This window comes from Wolbachia endosymbiont (group A) of Beris morrisii, assembly GCF_964028185.1.
Taxonomy (GTDB): domain Bacteria; phylum Pseudomonadota; class Alphaproteobacteria; order Rickettsiales; family Anaplasmataceae; genus Wolbachia.
The window spans coordinates 415,560-434,963 of the sequence record NZ_OZ034760.1 but is presented as its reverse complement, the minus strand read 5'-3'; the positions used below and the strand labels follow the sequence as shown (position 1 = coordinate 434,963).

The window sequence follows — 19,404 nt, the reverse complement described above, 5'->3', positions numbered from 1 at the left end:
GATCAAATTTTAATAAAGTGCTTGAAAACTAAATGTAAACTTAAAATTTTAAAAACTGGAATATGTACAACAACTTACGCGACTTCATTAAAGCCTTAGAAGAAAAAAAAGATCTGATTAGGATTAAGGAGGAAGTTTCAACAGTTCTTGAAATGACAGAAATTCATCGCAGAGTTTTGTCAAACAAAGGGCCAGCTATCATTTTTGAAAATGTTGTCACAGAAAATGGCAAAAGTGCGATTCCTGTTTTGGTGAATTTATTCGGTACTATTGAAAGAATTGCGTTGGGACTGAACATCAACCCCGGTGAACTGAGAGATTTGGGTAAACTTCTCGCATTTTTGCGATCACCTGAGCCGCCAAAAAACTTTAAGGATGCTATAAAAATGTTTCCTCTATTAAAAGTCGTGTTATCGATGCGAAGCAAAGTCGTGAGCAAGGCTCCATGTCAAGAGGTAGTGCTAACCGGAGATGAAGTGGACCTAAGTCTACTGCCCATTCAAACATGCTGGCCAAATGAACCTGCACCACTTATCACCTGGCCGATTGTGGTAACAAAAGGACCCACGAAAGATAAACAAGATAATTTCAATCTTGGAATATATCGTATGCAGGTCATAGATAAAAAAACGACTCTAATGCGCTGGCTTGCACATCGTGGTGGTGCAGGTCACCATAAACGATGGAAAGAGAAGGAACAAAATATGAAATTTCCTGCTGCTGCTGTGATCGGTAGTGATCCTGCAACGATTATTGCTGCAGTAACCCCGGTGCCAGAAACATTGTCAGAATACCAATTTGCTGGACTACTGCGAAAGAAGCCGCTTGAGCTTGTAAATTGTAAGACTATTCCGCTTCAAGTGCCAGCTCACGCGGAAATCGTTCTGGAAGGCTATGTGAGTTTGGATAGATATCAAGACGAAGGGTCATACGGAGACCACACTGGCTACTATAATTCTGTTGAGCAATTTCCTGAATTTAATATTACTGCAATTACAATGCGTAAAAACCCGATATATCTTAGCACTTTCACTGGCAAGCCACCTGATGAACCATCAATTCTTGGTGAAGCACTCAATGAAATTTTTGTGCCCATTCTTATCAATCAATTTCCAGAGATAGTGGATTTTTATCTACCACCAGAAGGTTGTTCATATAGAATAGCGGTGGTATCGATAAAAAAGTCTTATCCAGGACACGCAAAAAGAATTGTTATGGGCATACTTTCTTTTCTCAAGCAGTTTTTATACACGAAGTTTATTATCGTTGTTGATGATGATATAAATGTACGTGATTGGAAGGAAGTGATGTGGGCAATATCAACGAGAATGGACCCTGTGCGTGATACAATCATGATAGAAAATGCACCTATTGATTATTTAGACTTTGCTTCCCCTGAAAGTGGCCTTGGAGGTAAAATGGGATTTGATGCGACAAATAAAATCCCGCCTGAAACCAAACGAGAGTGGGGAAAGAAAATTGAGATGAGTGAGGAAATAGTAAGAAAAGTTACGGAAAAGTGGGAAGAATATATGGACTAGACTTCTTGCATAAAAGCAGAAAAAAGTTTGGCGTTTTTTGTAATACCGCGATTGTATCCGTTCAGCCAATGGCGTCAACTTAAGGGAAAATATCAGTGATTGTGTGTAAAATTTCTCTCTAAATTTTTTATCATAAAATTATCCAAAGAGTGAAAAAAAACGCTGTTGTTTCTATAAAAAAGTTTAAAATGTGTCCTTTCTATAAGGAGACATGCAGAAAGGAAAAAATCTTATTTTACAAATTAAAAATACAATATACTCAAAAACTTTTCAGAAGATCCATAGGAGGGTTTGCTAATGAAGACTCTTAAGTTGACGCCATTGGCTGAACGGATACAAGTTACGACTGCTTAGTTCTTTATTCATTTTCACAATCCGTGAACGGTTACTTGTTTTTAGCGTTAAGCAGCAAAATTAATAATTTGAGAATTTTCCTGAAAAAACTTACCACAGACTGGTCATAATTTTCTGTGAAAGACAGATATAGAAAAACTAGAATATCCACCTTAAGTTCATTGAATTTTCTTACCTTTGCTTCTTAACTTGATGCGTATGAACGCTCCCTAAGTTCGCCATTGCCTGAACGGATACAATTATTTTAACTATAAGAGCGTTTTACTTTTTACTCAGCATATCCATCATAACTGGCTTACTTTTAGTGATTCATGGAGTTAAAAAAGTCAGCGTTGCTCTTTGTTAAAAGTAGTTTATCACGTAAAAATTCCATTGCTTCAACAGATCCCATAGGATTAAGTATTCTACGCAACACCCATATTTTATTTAGTATAGCCTTATCAACTAATAGCTCTTCCTTCCTTGTTCCGGATTTTGTAATATCAATAGCTGGAAATATACGTTTATCAGAAAGTTTTCTATCAAGTATGATCTCAGCGTTTCCTGTACCTTTAAACTCTTCAAAAATCACTTCATCCATTTTTGAACCAGTTTCTATAAGGGCTGTAGCGATGATTGTCAAAGAACCACCATTTTCAATATTACGAGCCGCTCCAAAAAAACGCTTTGGTCTCTGCAGTGCGTTTGAATCCACACCACCAGTTAGAACTTTCCCAGACGAAGGAATAACAGCATTATAGGCACGTGCAAGTCTAGTAATATTGTCAAGTAGAATTACCACATCTTTTTTATGCTCAACCATTCTTTTAGCTTTTTCTATTACTATTTCAGCAAGCTGTACGTGACGGTAAGCAGGCTCATCGAACGTAGAACTTACTACCTCACCTTTTACAGAACGTATCATATCTGTTACTTCTTCAGGTCTTTCATCTATAAGTAACACTATTAATTCTACTTCAGGGTGATTTATAGCTATAGAGTTAGCCATTTGCTGAAGCAATACAGTTTTTCCTGTGCGAGGTGGAGCAACTACTAACGCTCTTTGCCCTTTTCCAAGAGGAGCTACTATATCTATAGCACGCATGCTTAAGCCTTTTTTATCATCACCATTATTACACTCAAGTACTATGCTTTCCTCAGGATAAAGAGGAAGCAAATTATCAAAATGGACGTACTTTCTTAATTCACTTACTTCAGTAGAGTTTATACTTTGAACCTTAGTTAAAGTAAAATATCTTTCTTTATCACCAGGTGGCCTTATTTCTCCATATGCCATATCTCCTGTACGTAAATTAAACTTCTTTATTTGCCCGTTAGAAATATAAACATCATCGGTACTTGGGGCATAATTTGCACTTGCTGAACGTAAGAAACCAAAACCATCAGGCAATATTTCCACTATTCCACTCCCTGTGGTTATGCCTCCTTCTTCACTCATTTTCTTCATTAAGCTGAATATTATTTCCTGCTTTAGCATTCTACCATTGTTTTTACCGTTAGTTAAAATTTTTCTTTCTTCAGCTAACTCCAACAATTCTTCTGCTGTTTTCTCTTTTAATTCGCTCAGATCTAATGTTTTTCTGTTTTTTTCAGTACCTTCATTAGCTATCTGGTTTACTGTATCGTTATTGTGAACTCGTTCACTTGTTTCAGGTTGAGCTGTAACTTTTCCTTTTGCTAAAACATCTTCATTGATTGTTGTCATAATCCTCCAAAAATTTTAATTGATGCTTACTAACCTAAAATGTGACTACAAGATAATAAATTAGGCTGAGCTAGTTTTAGTGCGTATTAAGCTTAATTATCATTAAACTCCGTACTTTACTTATATTATACTAATAAACACTAGCAAGTCAAGTTAATTTAATGTTAACAAAGCACAAAAATTTGAGGATTTTCAATAGCTATTCTTTATATTTTTTAACCTTTCTTGCTTCTCTTCTTCTACTTTTGCTTTTTCCACTTCTGCTTCTAAATTTTCTTGGCTACATAAGCCAAGTAGTACAGGATCTTGGGGTTTTATATTTTGCATGTTATGATGAGATCCATCTCTTATCTGCTCAACTGTGTAATTTGTTGTACTAATTAATTTAGCTATAACGTTATTGTCCAAGATAGGAAATTTTTTTACTAGATAATAAATCGCATCAGGTTTATCTCTACGCCTTGCCGTAGAAGCAAAGCCAAGAATGTTACCAATCGCCTTACTCCTTTTTTTTATATTTTTTATAATCAAATTTGGTACACGATTTGGATTTTTTTTGCAATCATCGATTTCTTTTTCAGTAATTATCCCAGAAATAATAGGGTTATATTTTTCAACTTCTATTTCCTCATCAGCTATGTCTTGTACTTCTTCAAGGGCCAACCTGCAGCATTGTGCTATTTGATTAAAAGTTAAACCAGTGTTGTCTACTAACCAAGCAGCTATTTGCATTAGAAACTGTTTATTTCTATCGTTATTGCCCTTAGAAGATTCCATTGACATCAAAAAAGCATCTCCCATTTAAAGTATCCCTTACTGTTATACAGAGCTAAAATATAAACTATTAAAACTAAAAAAGCATTAATTTTGTCATTCAATGACTTTTTGTTTGTCACTTCCCACCTCTTAAGTTAATTAAATGCGCTTACCTTTAAACATATTTCCCCTTCTTAAGGTATAGTATAACTCAGTTAAACATATGTTTCTATTTAAGATTAGAGAGTTAAATTTTAAGTTAATATATTGTAATATTATATATATTAGCTAATAAAGCAACAGGTTTACAAGCATTAAATTATCACTATTCTATAATTAACCATTAATTAACTGAGTTTAAAATGAATGTTAAAAATTTTTTCACTAAAGTAACCGTTGTCCTTTTAGCTTGCTTGTTAATCTTCATGGGAATTGGTAACCTTTTATCAGGTGATGATGAAAAAGAAGAGGTAGCTAGGGTTGGAAAAGAAGTTATAACGTCAGATGAGTATAAATCACTATATCAAAATTATGAAAAGCAAATTTCTGGATCTGATGCGAGTAGAGAACAAGTAAAAAAGCTGAAATATGATTTGCTTAACGCACTTATAGAGCAAAAACTATTGTTTAACCTAATTAGTGAGCTGGGGTTGACAGTTGGAGAAGAGTCTATAAAAAACCATATTAAAAACACCAAATACTTTCAAAATGATAAAGGCGAATTTGACAAAAATAAATTCCATGAAACGCTAAATGACCTGCATATGACAGAGAAAGAGTATATAGCAAAGCTAGAGAAAGTCCTGCCTGCAATGATGTTCATGACTTCATTATTTAAAGATAATTATCCAGTAACTTTTGGCGAGAGAGTTGATGAGCAGATATACAAAAGTCGCTACCAAACTAGAGTAGTGGATATTGTTAAAATAACTGAAGATGCAGTTACAAACATTCCTGAACCAGATGATCAAGCCTTACTTGATTTGTACGAAAGAAATAAATCCCATTTTTATTATCCTGAGTATCGAACTGCGCAATATATTTCCTTAGGCCAAAAGTATTTTGAAGATCAAATCAAGATCTCAGATGAAGAAGTTGATGGTATAATAGAACAACAGGAACTAAAAGATCAAAGAGATATATTCAATGTAATATTTTCTACCAAAGAAGAAGCTGAGACAGCAAGAAGAGCATTTGAGGAGGGTAAAACAAGCTTTGAACAGATAGTAGAAGAGTTTGGCAAAGCAAAACTTGAGGAAACTAGAGTAAATAATATAACTAAGGATTTTTTACCAGAAGATGTGAGGGAAAAGGTATTTGCTCTCAAAGTAGGTGAAGTAAGTGAAGTTTTAGCAAGCAGTTTTGGTTGGCACATAATAAAAGTGGAAGGTGCGCATCAAATCTCTGATGAAGACTTAGTTGATTTAAAAAAAGATATAAAGTCAGTTTTAACTAACCAAAAGTCTTTTGAAAGAGTCAATGATTTCATAAACCAAGTGAACTATAAGATATACAATGGTTCAACAATTGAAGAAATATTGAGTGAATATAATTTACCTATACAAACTATTGGTCCAGTAGATGCGAATGGAAAAGATCAAAACGGTAATAACGCAGGAGATTCTAGTGATTTGATTTCTTTCATTTTTTCGCGAGAAAAGGAGCAGAAAGGTTATTTTAAGGGCGTTGGGGACGCTGTTGTTAGTGTAAAAATCATTGATATCGTTCCACCCAAATTGCAAAGTTTTGAAGAAGGCAGGGCATTAGCGGTAGAGCTTTGGTGTAGTGAGTTTATAAAAGAAAGAATGTTTAAAATTGGGCAAGAGGTTGCAGTTCAACTAAGAGAAAAAACAGATTTGGAAGAAATTCAAGGTGTGGAATTAGTTAAAGGTCAGCAGATGCACCGCAATGAAGTGGATCAACAAAACTACCCCTTTTCTTTTGTAGAAGAGATTTTCAATATGAAAACAACTGATTCAGTGACAGACCCTATTCAATACAATAATGAAATTATAATAGGTGTTCTAAAAGAAATGCATTCATCAAATGGTAAATTAAACACGCTTGACACCGGAAAACGTGTGATGATATCGCTAAAAGAGCAATTAATTAGCTATCTGGAATCAAAGTATAAAGTCGAAGTTAATCACGCTATACTTGATGATATATAGCCAGATAAGAATTAAATCCTTATAAGAACCTGTTTTACCTCAAACGCATCCAGTGCTCCGAACTTGGACCCAGAAACTTACTAAGTGGCTGCATGATGCAAACTAGATTCCAGTGCCCGGTGCTGGAATGACACCCTACATTATTGGTAATTATATTATAAGGTGCAAAAGTTGTATAATTCATTTGACTTAAAACGGCTCATTGTATAAAATTGTGACTAATATATGAATAAAGGTTAACATGGCAGTTAAAATAAGGTTGGCGAGGTTTGGCGCAAAGAAACGCCCTTTTTATAGGATAGTTGTAGCTGATTCACGAGCACCAAGAGATGGGCGTTTTATTGAGAAAATAGGACAATATGATCCAATGTTACCAAAAGACAATAAAAATCGTGTTGTGGTGAAGGCTGATAGATTAAAACATTGGCTAAGCGTAGGCGCGCAAGCAACTGAAAGAGTACTATGGTTCATTAAAAAAGGCATAGTAACTTTAGAAACAGAACCAAAGAAAACAGAAAAGAAGAAAGTAGAGAACGAGAAAGCACAGGGACAAGAAGCATAAGTCTCTTTAAAATGCTAAATACTGATTTAACAAATAATGGTAAATTAGACGATGTCGTATCTTCTGATTTATCAGCTATGAAGGACTTTATCTTCAAAAATGTCAATGATGAAGGTGCTAAGCTTGCTACTGATATTATATCTCATCTTGTTAGTTCAGGTGGAAAAAAAATAAGGCCTAAACTAGTTTTTATTATATGTAAAATGCTAAACTATTCTGGGGAGGATAGGATCAACGTTGCTGCATCGGTAGAGTTTATACACAATGCTACTTTACTTCATGATGATGTGCTTGATGAAAGTGAGGCACGCCATGGAGTTAAAACAGCGAATAAGATTTGGGGAAATAAATCAAGCATTTTAGTTGGTGATCTATTGTTGACTCTAGCATTTAGATGGCTTATAGAGTGTGGAAATTTAAATATTCTCTCTATTTTATCTAAAGCATCGCATTTACTTGTGAAGGGTGAAATAAAGCAGATGACAACACGTTTTGACCCCCACACAGTCAGGGAAAATTATTTTGATATCATTGGAGAAAAGACAGCATCTTTATTTTCTGCATGCTGTGAAGCTGCATCTACAGTATCTGGTGCAACAAATGACGAAACAGAGAGGCTAAAGAATTTTGGTTTTAATTTTGGTATGGCATTTCAAATAGTTGATGATATGCTCGATTATACTGCTAATCAAGGCACTTCTGGAAAACAAGTCGGAAAAGACTTTTTCGAAGGTAAAGTCACCTTACCTGCTATTATAGCATACGAAAAGGGCAGTCCAGCAGAGCAAAAATTCTGGGAAAAATGCTTTTCTTCAGCTAGAGACAATTTTGACCAAGCATTACACTATATTAATCACCATAATGCCATTCAGCTTTCTATGGAAAAAGCTAGACACTACATTAATATGGCGCAAAATAATATTAGTACTTTTTCTGATTCTTTTTATAAAACTACTTTAATTGACTTTTTAAATGCGAGCATAGAAAGACGAATGTAGCTAGCGCTTGATATTTTCAGATTAATTGCTATATATTTATTAGATTCTTAAGGGTAATAATATGTCAGACAGCAGTAAAGAGAAAAAGAAGAAGTTTACCGATATGGTAAGTGGGCAGAAAGGTGACGACCAACAAAGTGATAACCATAAGCAAACTGATGATTTAAATGAAGATCTCAATACATTAAAAGAACGTGCAGCTCAGCTTGAAGATCATTTACGCCGTGCTGTTGCAGATAATGAAAACGTCAAACGTATAATGCAAAAGCAAATTAGCGATGCAAGTGACTACGCAGTCACAAAGTTTGCACGTGATATGATCGACTCGTGCGACAATTTAAAAAAAGTAATAGAAATTTTGAAAGACGGTGATCCTGTTCATGAAGGAATCAAAGTAGCGCATCAAAAAATTATAAATGATCTAAAAAAACATGAAATAGAAGAAGTAGACCCACTTGGTGAGCTTTTTGACAGTAATTTACACCAAGCCGTTGTGGAAAGAGAGGACGATGAAAAAGAGCCTGGCACTATTATAGAAGTATTACAAACTGGTTATACTATCAAAAATAGGTTGCTCCGCCCTGCAATGGTTATTATTTCTTGCTGATTGTGGAAACGATTAGCAAAACGCATAAGGTACATGTGTAATGACAAGTATTGTCTTTTCAGGTATCCAGCCAAGTGGCGTACTACATTTAGGTAATTATCTTGGTGCAATCAAACAGTGGATAGACTTACAGGATAAATACAAATCTCTTTTTTGTATTGTCGACCTACATGCAATCACAGCAAATAAGCTTCCCGCAAGTGAATTAAAAAGTAATATTTTCAAAACAGCAGCAGCTTATATTGCATGTGGAATAGATCCAGAAAAGTCCATTATTTTTAATCAGTCCACAGTTAGTAGTCATGCAGAACTGGGCTGGCTGCTTGGGTGCTATACACCAATTGGTTGGCTTAATCGCATGACTCAATTTAAAGATAAAGCTGGCAGCGATAAACAAAAAGCCTCTCTTGGATTATATAGTTATCCAGTACTTATGGCTGCAGATATATTGTTGTATCAAACTAAATACGTTCCTGTTGGTGATGATCAAAAACAGCATTTGGAGCTTGCACGTGATATTGCATCAGCTTTTAACAATCATTATAAACTGGATTATTTCATCGTACCTGAAATCTTAACTTTGGATTGCACATCAAGGATAATGAGCTTAAGAGATGGTACAAGCAAGATGAGTAAATCTGACCCTTCAGAATATTCGTGCATTAACCTTGATGATACGGATGACTTAATTGTCAAAAAAATAGAAAAAGCAAAAACAGATTCAATTCTAGGCTTTGCTACTTTAGAGTGCCGCCCGGAAATAAGCAATTTGATAAACATTTATTCAGTGCTTAGTAATTTAAATGTGGAAAAAGTATGTGAAGAAGTGAACAAACATGACATGAAACACTTCAAAAAAGAGTTAGCTGATTTAATTATCAGTGTTATATCACCCATACGTGAGGGGATGAATGATCTTTTAAAAGACCAATTCCATTTACATGAAATATTAAAAAAAGGCACAAAGAAAGCAGCAGAAATTGCAACCCATAATATAAAAGAAATCAAGGATATTATTGGATTTGCTCAATATCTGTAAGGTTCCAAAGTGTAGGTATAAATAAATCAGGAAATTTTGTTCACTTTTTTTGTCATCTAAGTAGCTGACACTGGAATGGCTTTGTGTTTGAGGCAAAACCGGCTATAACACTTAACATACTGCCTTTGCAAACAAATGTTCGTACAGTTATGTGTCAGCTACTTCTATGACATCATAGGGCTTGCATGATATCCTTCTTGGTAAAGTAAGAAATCTGTCTCTAGTTTTACTTTGCTTTCTTGAGTGGACTTGCTAAACTGATAATACATTATGTTAATTTAATTTTACCAAGGGGGTGAGTATGATTCCAAAAACACGTAAAGAGGCATTTAAAGTTCTAGAATTGTCAGAGAATGCAAGCGCAGAAGAGATTAAGAAGGCATATCGCAAGCTTGCACTCGAATGGCATCCCGATAAATGGTCAGATAAAAGCCAAGAAGAGCAAAAGACAACAACAGAAAAGTTTAAAGAAATATCAGTAGCATATGGAATATTAACAGGCGAGATCAGCGAAGAATTCATTAGCCAACAGTCTAATGATTATTGGGATGATTTGATTGATAGAATTATTAAAGAACAGCGAAACAACCTCTATGGCTCACATTTAAGTAAAGAAGAGAAAGATTTATTTTCTGCTCTTACAAAGAGAGATCTAGCCCGAACAAAAATTTTGTTAACAAAAGTTCAGAACATCAACGTAAAAACCAAACCTTTTGGTATTGAAGATGCTCAAGAATCGATATTGCACCACGTTGTAAGAAATTCTTGTAAAAATCCTGATTGGATAGAGTTTCTTGAAGAAGTTTTATCAAAATATAGCCCTGGTAATTCAACACCAGCTTATGATAGTAATATCGAGCTATACTCAAAACTTAACACAATAGATGTGAATACTATTAGTGTATATGAAGGTACTCCTTTAATAGTTGCGTGTAGATTAGGCAACCTTGATGTCGTAAATGTGCTTTTAAAGCACGGAGCAGACCCGAATATAGGTGGTCATTATGGCATATCACACTACACACCACTTCATTATGCTTTAGAAAACAAAAAAAATGATATTGTTAAGGCACTTTTTGAACATGGTGCTAAAATTGAAAAGTTATGCACTAGCGATTTCACAGCATTTGCTAGGAGAGAAGTGGAAATACTCTTACCATATATGTCGAATAGACAAAAAAGTATGGTCTTAGAAAGTATTGCTTACTTTAATAAGTATGAGAAAAGCTTAAATGATCATGATACTAAAACTGTAAAATTACTATTGAAGACAGGCGCTGACTCTGAATTTTGTGATGAAGAAGGAACCGTTAGTGCATTAAGTTGGGTTCGATACACAAAGAATGATCTTGAAAAACTATTCACTGAACACAAAGAAAATGTAATTAATAACAATTCACATCCAAAACAAGATCCTACTCTAGGAATTTCTCCGAGAAGACGGACAATTATCCGTTCAGCACTACTGCTTGGTGTTATAGGAGCCACACTGGCTGCAATGGGAATTATACCTGAAATTGCTGTTATTGGAGTAATTGCAACTGTTGTGTTGTCAGGAATCGCTGGTGCTATAGTAGGTGGTGTAGCGGGGTATCTTGTTGATGTAGCAATAAATCAATGCCGTGATAATACAGTTAATCAGCAGTGTGCAGCTCAGTAGTTCAAAAATAAGACCAATCCGGTAAAGAAGCATTTGTGGGAGTGGAAACCATTTTTTGATTTTTCTTTACTAAGTCTACTAAATATAGTTTAGAGTTGCTTGGTGATTCTGTTCTTGTAAAAATGATTTCTCTGCCATTTGGTAGCCATGCCGGGGATTCAATTTTATGCCCCTCTGAAAGCAGACGTTCTTCTTTGCCATCTGGCTTCATAACTCCTATGTAAAATTTTCCTGACTGAATCTTTGTAAAAGCTATCAGATCTCCTTTTGGCGACCAAACAGGCGTAGCATATCTTCCACTTCCAAAACTAATTCTTTTAGGTTTTTTACTTTTGTTAGTAAAATCGATAACGTACAGTTGCTGACTTCCACTTATATCAGAACTAAAAACCATATACTTTTGATCTGGAGAAAAAGAGGGAGAAGTGCTTATAGCTGAGCCTTTAGTAATTTTTTTTGTTCGTTTACTACTTAAATCTAAAGATAATATATTCGTTTTACCACCCAATGAGTGGGAAATTAAAAGAGATTTACCATCAGGAGAAAATCTTGGTGCAGAAACAACTCCTTCAAATGCGCTGATCATTGATTCAGTGTTATCTTTTAAATTTTTTAATATTATATAACTTTTACCATTTGCATATGAGATATAAACAATACCCTCTCCATTTGGTGAGAATCTCGGTGTTGACACAAATCTATCGCCATTTGTTAAGTATTTTATATTACTTCCATCTTGATTCATCACAGCAATTTTACGCACAGATTTGTAATTGCTATCTTTTTCTTCAGCGATATACGTGATTTTTGTGTTGAAGTGCCCTTTCTCACCAATCAATCTATCATGTATCACATCCGAAACAAGGTGACCAATTTTTCTCCAGTCTTTTGCTGGAAAAACAACTGACTGAGTAAGTAATTCTCTTCTTGTAAAAGTGTCAAACAAACGAAATGATAGCTCTAATGCACTACCAGATACTTCGCTTAAACTTACTGTGACTACAGTATCGCTTTTCCAAGATTTAGATTCAGTTTCTACGTCACGTTTTACATTAAATAAGCCACAATTAGATAAATTTGTTCCTATTACCTTTGCAATATTTTCGCTTAATTCGCTTTCCAGCGCTGTTTTACATGTACATTTAGATACAACAAGACCAATGTTACCAACACTGCTTTTTTTTATATCAACATATAAAGCAGCTTTTGTAAAATAAGGAATAAATAACGAAATAAATAACACCAGCTGAACGAATAACTTCATTAGACTTCCTGCTTTGCTCTCTATCATCCCAGCAAACGTTTACTTTTGAAGGTAAACTGCACAACAAACGACGTCATGAAAGTAGCTGATACACAACTGTTCGAACTTCTCGTGTTACAGTAGGTGACATTAACCTCTGATGTCATCCCAGTGCTTGACACTGGAATCCAGTTTTCTGGCAATTTCATCGACAATGTTGTATAGTGCGCTTGTTTACAATCAATTTTGCTGGATCCCAGTGTCAAGCACTGGGATGACACCTTTGTGTTTGAGGTAAAATCGGCTAACACACTGCCTCTGCGAACAAATGTTCGTACAGCTGTGTATCGGAGCACTGGGATGACACCATTACCGGCAGGGATTGCTCTAAAATCACAACGTTCATACAGTTGTGTGCTTGACACTGATTTTTTTTATGGATTCCAGCATTGCATGCTGAAATAACATCAAAGAATACATTGTTAACTTCTTACTCAAATAATGGTTAATAAAAGAGGTATATTTCTATACCTGTTCTATCTGGACTTCAATTATAGGTCTTTTTAGTAAATATTCCTTTAAGATACTAAATATTGAACTTTCAATCTTATTTCTTATTTTTTTTGTCGGCTGTAAACTAAACGCTGACTCAACCTTCTCTATGATCCTTTGCATAATAGCTGCATCTTCTGGCGCTTCGAAAACACCAGGTGCAAATACTTTTGGTTTAGCAAGCAATTTATTTTTCTTGTTTACAACTGCTGTCACTACAATAGCTCCAGCATCTCTCATTTTCTTACGCATTTTTATAACACTGCACTCCGGATGACGTAGCAACATACCATCAATACCAAAGTAGTCAACATCGATTGAATCAACTTTTTCTCCGTTCTCCAAATTAACAATATCACCTGGTGCAATCATTATTGCTTTTGCCACACCGCACTCTTTAGCAAATTTTACATGTGCATGCGTGTGAATATATTCGCCGTGAACTGGAATAGACATCTTCGGTTTTATTAAAGAATACATTTCCTTTAGCTCTTCTCTTGTTGGATGCCCAGAAGCATGAACATGCTCTGTTTTTTCAGTAACAACTTCTACCCCCATCTCAATAAAGGCATTGAGCATGTTGTGCGCACGAGTTTCATTTCCAGGAATGATTTTTGACGAAAAAATCATGGTATCACCTTGCTGCATTTTAAATGCTTGATGACTCTTAGCAGCAAGTCTTGCGGTAGCTGCCAGTGGCTCACCTTGACAACCTGTGCAAAGTAGCACCAGTTTTTCCCTTGGAAAATTTACTGCTTCCTTTGCTTCTAGAAACTCAGGAGAATCAGTTAAATAACCACTATCTTGCGCAACTTTCACTATTCTCCATAAAGATCTACCAAGTAAAACTACTTTTCTATTTAGTACTTTTGCAGCTTGGCTTATCGTTTCAATTCGTGCCACATTTGAAGCAAATAGCGAAACAGCAACTAATTTTTTAGACCGCTTTATTATGTTATAAATATTATTATAAATTTCACCTTCTGACTCAGGGTGATGCTTGCTTAATATATTGGTTGAATCGCAAATTGCTGCAAGCAGATTACCTTTATCGCCAATTTCTTTTAAACGCTCCATATTGGAAGTTAATCCAACAACAGGTTTTGGATCGAATTTCCAGTCTCCAGTATGAAGTGCACTACCCATTTCAGTGCTAATTAATATTGAATTTGCCTCAGGAATTGAATGAGTTACATTTATAAACTCAACGGTAAAAGGACCCAAATTTATGCTGCCATTTATGTCTACCTCTTTCACAGGTACCACACCTTCCAATCGAAACTCCTTTAGTTTCTCCTTGAGAAAATTAACCGTAAACTTTGTTGTATATATGGGGCACTGCAATTCTTCCCACAAGTGGGGCACTGCACCGCAGTGGTCCTCATGTGCATGTGTAATTATTATTCCAAGTAAATCTTTTTTTCTTTGAGCAATAAAATCTACATCAGCAATGAGCAGCTCAACACCTGGCATAGTTTCATCTGCAAAACCGATACCAAGGTCGATCATAATCCACTTGCCTTGGTAATGATATAGGCTAACATTCATCCCGATTCTTCCTACTCCTCCAAGAGGAAGAAATAAAAACTCATTTTTGTTTATATTCATTAAATTTAAATTATTAAAACCTGAGAATAGCAAAACTTCGACCTTAAATAAAGAAATTTATTGCTTTTACATAGTTTTAAGGAACTGAGAAGTCTCTGTTGGCTAATAATAACACTATTGTTAAGTTTTCCATTAATAAGATCAAAGAATTGCAGGATTAAATGAAAACCCGTAAACAGTTACCCCTTCATGTCATTTAGCAGATTTCTTATTTTTTTTTTACTTTACTAAAAAACCCTTCAGATTGCTGTTGTACACTTGCATTTTCCTCTTCTTCAAGCGCTTTTAATAGCTCAATTTGCTTTTTAGTTAAATTCTTTGGATTTAAAGTCTCAACTATTACCTGTACATACAAATCACCACGAACATGTGAGTTCATATATTGCATACCCTTCTCCTTACAACGTAACTTGGTACCAGTTTGAGTGCTCTCTGGAACTTTTACTTTTATTTTAGCTCCATCAATTGATTGTACATCGATTTCACCACCAAGCACTGCTAGTGTCATCCTTATAGGCACTTTACAGTGTAAATCTGCTTTATTTCGAGTAAAGATTTTATGGGGAACTATTTTCACGTATACGTATAAATCTCCACTTTTTCCACCTCTTGCTCCAGCTTCTCCTTTACCACTTACCCTTACCTTAGCTCCTTCTTCTATGCCTTTTGGAATTGAAACGGATATATTTACTTCATCTCTTCTACGTCCACTTCCACCACATTTCTTACATTTATTTCGTATTATTTCTCCTTCCCCATAGCATGTAGTACATGTTCTTTCGATGGTAAAAAAGCCTTGTTGAGTTCTAATCCTACCGCTTCCCTGGCATGTGTGGCACTGAACTGGTTTAATTGCTCCTTCGCCACCTGTGCCTTGGCATGTATCACATTTTACATTTGTCACATAATGTATAGGCGCTTGTATTCCTTTAAATGCATCTTCCAAGGTAATTTCAAGATCATAACGTAGGTCTGCTCCAGATACTCCTGTTGTACTTCTTTTTGCTCTCGATCTACTTGCACCACCACCGAATCCTCCACCAAAGAAGTCATTGAATATGTCGCTAAAATCTCCTGCAGAGCTGAAGCCTTGAAATCCACCAGAAGCACCTTCGTGGCCATAACGATCATAGCCTGCCCTTTTCTCAGAGTCAGATAGAACTTCATATGCAGCTGTTACTTCTTTAAATTTTTCCTCTGCTTCTTGATTGCCAGGATTTCTATCAGGATGATATTTTAACACTAATTTTTTATACGCTTTTTTTATCTCATCAATACTGGCATTTCTGCCTACTTCCAACAGATCATAGTAGTCTTTTTTGCTCATATATAATAGTTTAGTGTTTAACCTTTAAAGATAGGTATTGCATATATTAATTTCAAGTGTGACTTCTGTTTCCTATAAAATGTGGTGCACCCTGAGCGACTTGAACGCCCGACCTTTTGATCCGTAGTCAAATGCTCTAATCCAACTGAGCTAAGGGTGCTCTCATAAAGTTAACTTTAGCAGATTTTGTAGCTTGATTCAATTAATTTGGTTAAAAATAAAACTGTTAATTTTTATCACGCGTGAAACCCGCAAAAAATTGCATTTGCTTTCTTAAGAATCATTTTATGGTCAAGCCCACAACTATACGAACATTTGCTTTTGTTAAGTACAACAAATGGTCAGCGCGTGACTGTGGCCCTACCCAGAAAAAGTAGAGAGAAAGTTAAGAGAATTTTGTCATGAAAATGATGAATCAAAAAGTTCAGGAATGCAATAGTTAATAGTAGAATGACGTCGTTGTTTATTATAAAAAATTTCTATATACTCAAATATGGCAGTTCTGGTTTGTTGTGCAGAGTGTTGCGAAGTATCAATAAGTAACTCCCTCTTAAGTGAACTAAAAAAGCCCTCCGCAACGGCATTATCGTAACAACAACCTTTGTGACTCATGCTAGATATGACACTTTTTGTATCCAATAGATATTGATAATTTTTTGAAGTATATTGTGACCCTTGATCGCTATGTAACAGTAGATCTTTAGCGGGTTTGCGCTTATTAACAGCCATCAACAAAGCATCTACAACTAGTTGTTTAGCCATTGTATGACTCATTAACTACCATGCGTGAGAATTATTGCTGCCAACAACCTTCCTTGGTTTTTATATAAGTAATCCCATACTTTATTTGGTTGCTCAGTGATAAAATTTTGATCTAATATATTAGGAGCAATAACCATATTATTTGGTTGTTTTTTAGTTTTAAATCTTCGTCTAAGTTTGGCTATAATGTCATTTTCCTGCATAACATTTTGCACTGTTTTGATGTTATAATTTTTGCCTAAAGCTTTTATGGATTTTAGGGCTGTGTTGTGATGCTTTTTTGAATATCTCCTAGAAGCTCTTCTCTTGCTAATTCTTTATTGTTTTTTTCCTTAGCAACCCATTTATAATAACCACAAGCAGATACATCTAAAAACCTGCATAATTCCTGTATTTTATAGCAGTTTCTATGTTCTTTTATAAAAGAATATTTTACTCTTTTTGGTTGGCCAGGGCTTTTTTTAAAATGTCTCTCTCTCGTTACTCTTGCTAGTTCTTTCTTCAAATCAAACCTTTCTTTGTCATAAGGAGCCAATTTTCCTTTGCCTGGCTGCTCCAGACATTTTTTCATTATATTTTCTTGCTTAACAAATCGCCACTTATACCCAGATCCCTTGCTATTTTTGCTGATGGTTCTTTTACTAGTTTTATAGCTTCCAATTTAAACTCTGTTGTATATTCTCTTCTATTTGTCATATTACACCTCTTTGAAAAAACGTTTTATTTTACTTCAAAATCGTCTTAACTTTCTCTCTACTTTTTCTCCTATGATTGTTGTCCAATAAAAAATTCAAATTTTGTGAAATCTTTAAAAACCCAGTCATTTTTAAGAGTATAGAAAATAGTTGTAAGAGCCTGTTCATAATCTTTTAAGGAGTAAAGCAGTGAAAGCAAGAACGACCATTTGCAGGCTAGTGTTGAGTTTCCGCTCACAATTTTTCCACAATCTTCTACATTTTTCTAACCAAGCAAAAGAGCGCTCCACAACCCATCTTTTGGGCAACACAACAAAGGAATGTAATTCATTTCTTTTTACCACTTCAACGTTTGCACCAATAATCGTTTTTATTTGAGTTGCAAAATTCTCTCCAGTATAGCCTGCATCAACAATCGTTTTTATTTGAGTTGCAAAATTCTCTCCAGTATAGCCTGCATCAACCAGTACATTTTTTACTCTCGAGAGGTTTTCTTTTGCATTTTCGACCATTCTCACAGCACTGCTACGGTCAGTTATCTCTGCTGTCGTTATATAAATTGCATGCTTGCGTATCTACTGCAATATGGCGTTTTATTCCTGAAATCTTTTTGCCTGCATCATAGCCTTTTTCTTCAGCAGTATCTGCATTTTTTACACTTTGTGCATCAATTATGCAGAAGCTGGTTTTTTCTTTCCGACCATTGTTTTGTCGGACCACGCCAACTATTTTTTTTTAATACCAGCTCCAGAACACTTTCTTTATTTACATCTGATTTTTCACTCCACTTCTTAAAATAGTCGTAACAATTGCGCCATTTTGGAAACTCTTTTGGTAACATTCTCCACTGGCAGCCGCTTTTTAAGACGTATAGCACCCCACAAAATACATCATATAAATCAAGTGTTCTTGGTTTTGTCTTCTTTCTGCAAGATTCCAGATCTGCTACAATAATCTCAAACTTTTCTCGACTTATGTCACTTGGGTATAAACTCCTCATATATCCTCATTTATATACACTATCTCTTAGTTTATTCCTTTCTTGAGATCATGTACAGGCTCTAAGAGGAAATCAAAACAGAACAGTAAACAAGAAGTCGACTTATTCTGAAAAAGGTGGTAAAAGATTGTGGGATTTGATGAATCGCATGTCTTGTCAAGGAGAAATTCAAGTCTGCTCGCGATAATAAACCTCAAAGAACAGCAGTTTTAGAAGTAAAGTTTAGTAACTTTGTGATGAATGCATCAAAAAATAACGCTAGACGTAAAACCCAAAAACTTCCTAATTTAAATTTAAATGCTGTCTATGTTATAGAAAAATATCCCCCATTTGGCGAAGAGCCTATGAACTGGATTTTATTGACAAATATAAATATTAATAATTTTGAAGAAGCAGTAGAAAAAATACAATGGTATTGCTTAAGATGGAGAATAGAGGTTTTTCATAAAATTTTGAAATCCGGTCTTAAAGTTGAAGAATGTAGGCTCCAAACAGCAGATAGATTAATCCGCTTTCTTACAATTATGAGTATAATTGCATGGAGAATATTCTTTATCACATTGGTAGCTAGCAAACCTTTCTTGTACTGTCATACTGACTGATGATGAATGGAAGGTTTTGTATACCAAAATGCTTAAGACAAAAAACTATCCTGTGACCCCACCACCTATAAGAGAAACCGTGAGGTGGGTGGCCAAATTAGGAGGGTTCTTAGCCCGCAAAAATGACTTAGCTATAGCTCTGTGGAAGGGATGGAAACGTCTCTTTGATTTAGCAGAAGGATGAAGACTTGCTCATGAATTCTATACTTGTGGGTAATAGTA

At 35.1% G+C, this 19,404-nt stretch carries 17 protein-coding genes, 1 tRNA gene and 3 pseudogenes; 9 read left to right on the top strand and 12 right to left on the bottom strand.

The features are described 5' to 3' along the window. Nucleotides 1–62 precede the first annotated feature (62 nt). Nucleotides 63–1,541 (top strand): UbiD family decarboxylase, encoded by a 1,479-nt coding sequence (locus tag ABWU69_RS02085; protein WP_265034622.1) that lies wholly within the window; start codon nucleotides 63–65, stop codon nucleotides 1,539–1,541. A gap of 389 nt (nucleotides 1,542–1,930) precedes the next feature. After that, nucleotides 1,931–2,083 (top strand): annotated as a pseudogene (locus ABWU69_RS02080) (IS4 family transposase); the annotation flags it as partial. A 113-nt stretch (nucleotides 2,084–2,196) separates the two neighbouring features. On the opposite strand, the gene rho reads toward ABWU69_RS02080, so the two are convergent. Beyond that, the gene (gene rho / locus ABWU69_RS02075; protein ID WP_265034621.1) at nucleotides 2,197–3,600 is read right to left on the bottom strand and encodes a transcription termination factor Rho; all 1,404 of its coding nucleotides are present in this window, start codon (nucleotides 3,598–3,600) and stop codon (nucleotides 2,197–2,199) included. A gap of 192 nt (nucleotides 3,601–3,792) precedes the next feature. Further along, the gene (locus tag ABWU69_RS02070) at nucleotides 3,793–4,401 is read right to left on the bottom strand and encodes a cell cycle transcriptional regulator TrcR (RefSeq protein ID WP_265026455.1); all 609 of its coding nucleotides are present in this window, start codon (nucleotides 4,399–4,401) and stop codon (nucleotides 3,793–3,795) included. Nucleotides 4,402–4,718: 317 nt separating this feature from the next. Here ABWU69_RS02070 and ABWU69_RS02065 point away from each other — a divergent pair, with 317 nt between their 5' ends. From ABWU69_RS02065 to ABWU69_RS02040, 6 genes are all read left to right on the top strand, one after another. Next, entirely contained in the window at nucleotides 4,719–6,527 is a 1,809-nt protein-coding gene (locus tag ABWU69_RS02065; protein WP_341812831.1) for a peptidylprolyl isomerase, read from the top strand. 241 nt (nucleotides 6,528–6,768) lie between these two features. Continuing rightward, a complete protein-coding gene (gene rpsP, locus ABWU69_RS02060; protein WP_006279266.1) occupies nucleotides 6,769–7,089 on the top strand; it encodes a 30S ribosomal protein S16 in 321 nt (106 codons plus the stop codon). Between the two features lie 11 nt (nucleotides 7,090–7,100). Continuing rightward, nucleotides 7,101–8,087, top strand: coding sequence for a polyprenyl synthetase family protein (locus ABWU69_RS02055; RefSeq protein ID WP_265034619.1), 987 nt, complete (start codon nucleotides 7,101–7,103; stop codon nucleotides 8,085–8,087). 61 nt (nucleotides 8,088–8,148) lie between these two features. Next, complete coding sequence (locus ABWU69_RS02050) at nucleotides 8,149–8,694, top strand: nucleotide exchange factor GrpE (RefSeq protein ID WP_320157462.1); 546 nt, start codon at nucleotides 8,149–8,151, stop codon at nucleotides 8,692–8,694. A 40-nt stretch (nucleotides 8,695–8,734) separates the two neighbouring features. Further along, nucleotides 8,735–9,733, top strand: coding sequence for a tryptophan--tRNA ligase (trpS, locus tag ABWU69_RS02045; RefSeq protein WP_265034618.1), 999 nt, complete (start codon nucleotides 8,735–8,737; stop codon nucleotides 9,731–9,733). A gap of 301 nt (nucleotides 9,734–10,034) precedes the next feature. Next, on the top strand, nucleotides 10,035–11,393 hold the full coding sequence (locus ABWU69_RS02040) for an ankyrin repeat domain-containing protein (RefSeq protein WP_265034617.1): 1,359 nt from the start codon (nucleotides 10,035–10,037) through the stop codon (nucleotides 11,391–11,393). Nucleotide 11,394: 1 nt separating this feature from the next. On the opposite strand, the gene ABWU69_RS02035 is transcribed toward ABWU69_RS02040, so the two are convergent. From ABWU69_RS02035 to ABWU69_RS01990, 10 genes and pseudogenes are all read right to left on the bottom strand, one after another. Further along, the gene (locus ABWU69_RS02035; protein ID WP_265035696.1) at nucleotides 11,395–12,657 is read right to left on the bottom strand and encodes a Tol-Pal system protein TolB; all 1,263 of its coding nucleotides are present in this window, start codon (nucleotides 12,655–12,657) and stop codon (nucleotides 11,395–11,397) included. Nucleotides 12,658–12,680: 23 nt separating this feature from the next. Beyond that, a complete protein-coding gene (locus tag ABWU69_RS02030; protein WP_265034616.1) occupies nucleotides 12,681–13,061 on the bottom strand; it encodes a hypothetical protein in 381 nt (126 codons plus the stop codon). Nucleotides 13,062–13,161: 100 nt separating this feature from the next. Beyond that, complete coding sequence (locus ABWU69_RS02025; protein ID WP_265034615.1) at nucleotides 13,162–14,796, bottom strand: ribonuclease J; 1,635 nt, start codon at nucleotides 14,794–14,796, stop codon at nucleotides 13,162–13,164. A gap of 208 nt (nucleotides 14,797–15,004) precedes the next feature. Next, entirely contained in the window at nucleotides 15,005–16,123 is a 1,119-nt protein-coding gene (gene dnaJ / locus ABWU69_RS02020; RefSeq protein WP_353285340.1) for a molecular chaperone DnaJ, read from the bottom strand. A gap of 82 nt (nucleotides 16,124–16,205) precedes the next feature. Further along, nucleotides 16,206–16,283 (bottom strand) — tRNA-Arg (locus ABWU69_RS02015). 239 nt (nucleotides 16,284–16,522) lie between these two features. After that, the gene (locus tag ABWU69_RS02010; protein ID WP_265026441.1) at nucleotides 16,523–16,897 is read right to left on the bottom strand and encodes a DDE-type integrase/transposase/recombinase; all 375 of its coding nucleotides are present in this window, start codon (nucleotides 16,895–16,897) and stop codon (nucleotides 16,523–16,525) included. Continuing rightward, on the bottom strand, nucleotides 16,897–17,100 hold the full coding sequence (locus tag ABWU69_RS02005; RefSeq protein ID WP_265034612.1) for a hypothetical protein: 204 nt from the start codon (nucleotides 17,098–17,100) through the stop codon (nucleotides 16,897–16,899). The genes ABWU69_RS02010 and ABWU69_RS02005 overlap by 1 nt, the downstream gene beginning before the upstream one ends. Before the next feature lie 41 nt (nucleotides 17,101–17,141). Then, nucleotides 17,142–17,456: a hypothetical protein gene (locus tag ABWU69_RS02000; RefSeq protein ID WP_353285339.1), complete on the bottom strand. Its 315-nt coding sequence runs from the start codon at nucleotides 17,454–17,456 to the stop codon at nucleotides 17,142–17,144. Next, nucleotides 17,456–17,581 (bottom strand): transposase, encoded by a 126-nt coding sequence (locus tag ABWU69_RS01995; protein WP_265026438.1) that lies wholly within the window; start codon nucleotides 17,579–17,581, stop codon nucleotides 17,456–17,458. Before ABWU69_RS01995 ends, ABWU69_RS02000 begins: the two co-directional genes overlap by 1 nt. A gap of 163 nt (nucleotides 17,582–17,744) precedes the next feature. Continuing rightward, nucleotides 17,745–18,580: pseudogene (locus tag ABWU69_RS01990) on the bottom strand (IS5 family transposase). A gap of 61 nt (nucleotides 18,581–18,641) precedes the next feature. On the opposite strand from ABWU69_RS01990, the pseudogene ABWU69_RS01985 reads away from it, so the two are divergent. Beyond that, a pseudogene (locus ABWU69_RS01985) lies at nucleotides 18,642–19,366 on the top strand (IS4 family transposase); the annotation flags it as partial. Nucleotides 19,367–19,404 lie beyond the last annotated feature (38 nt).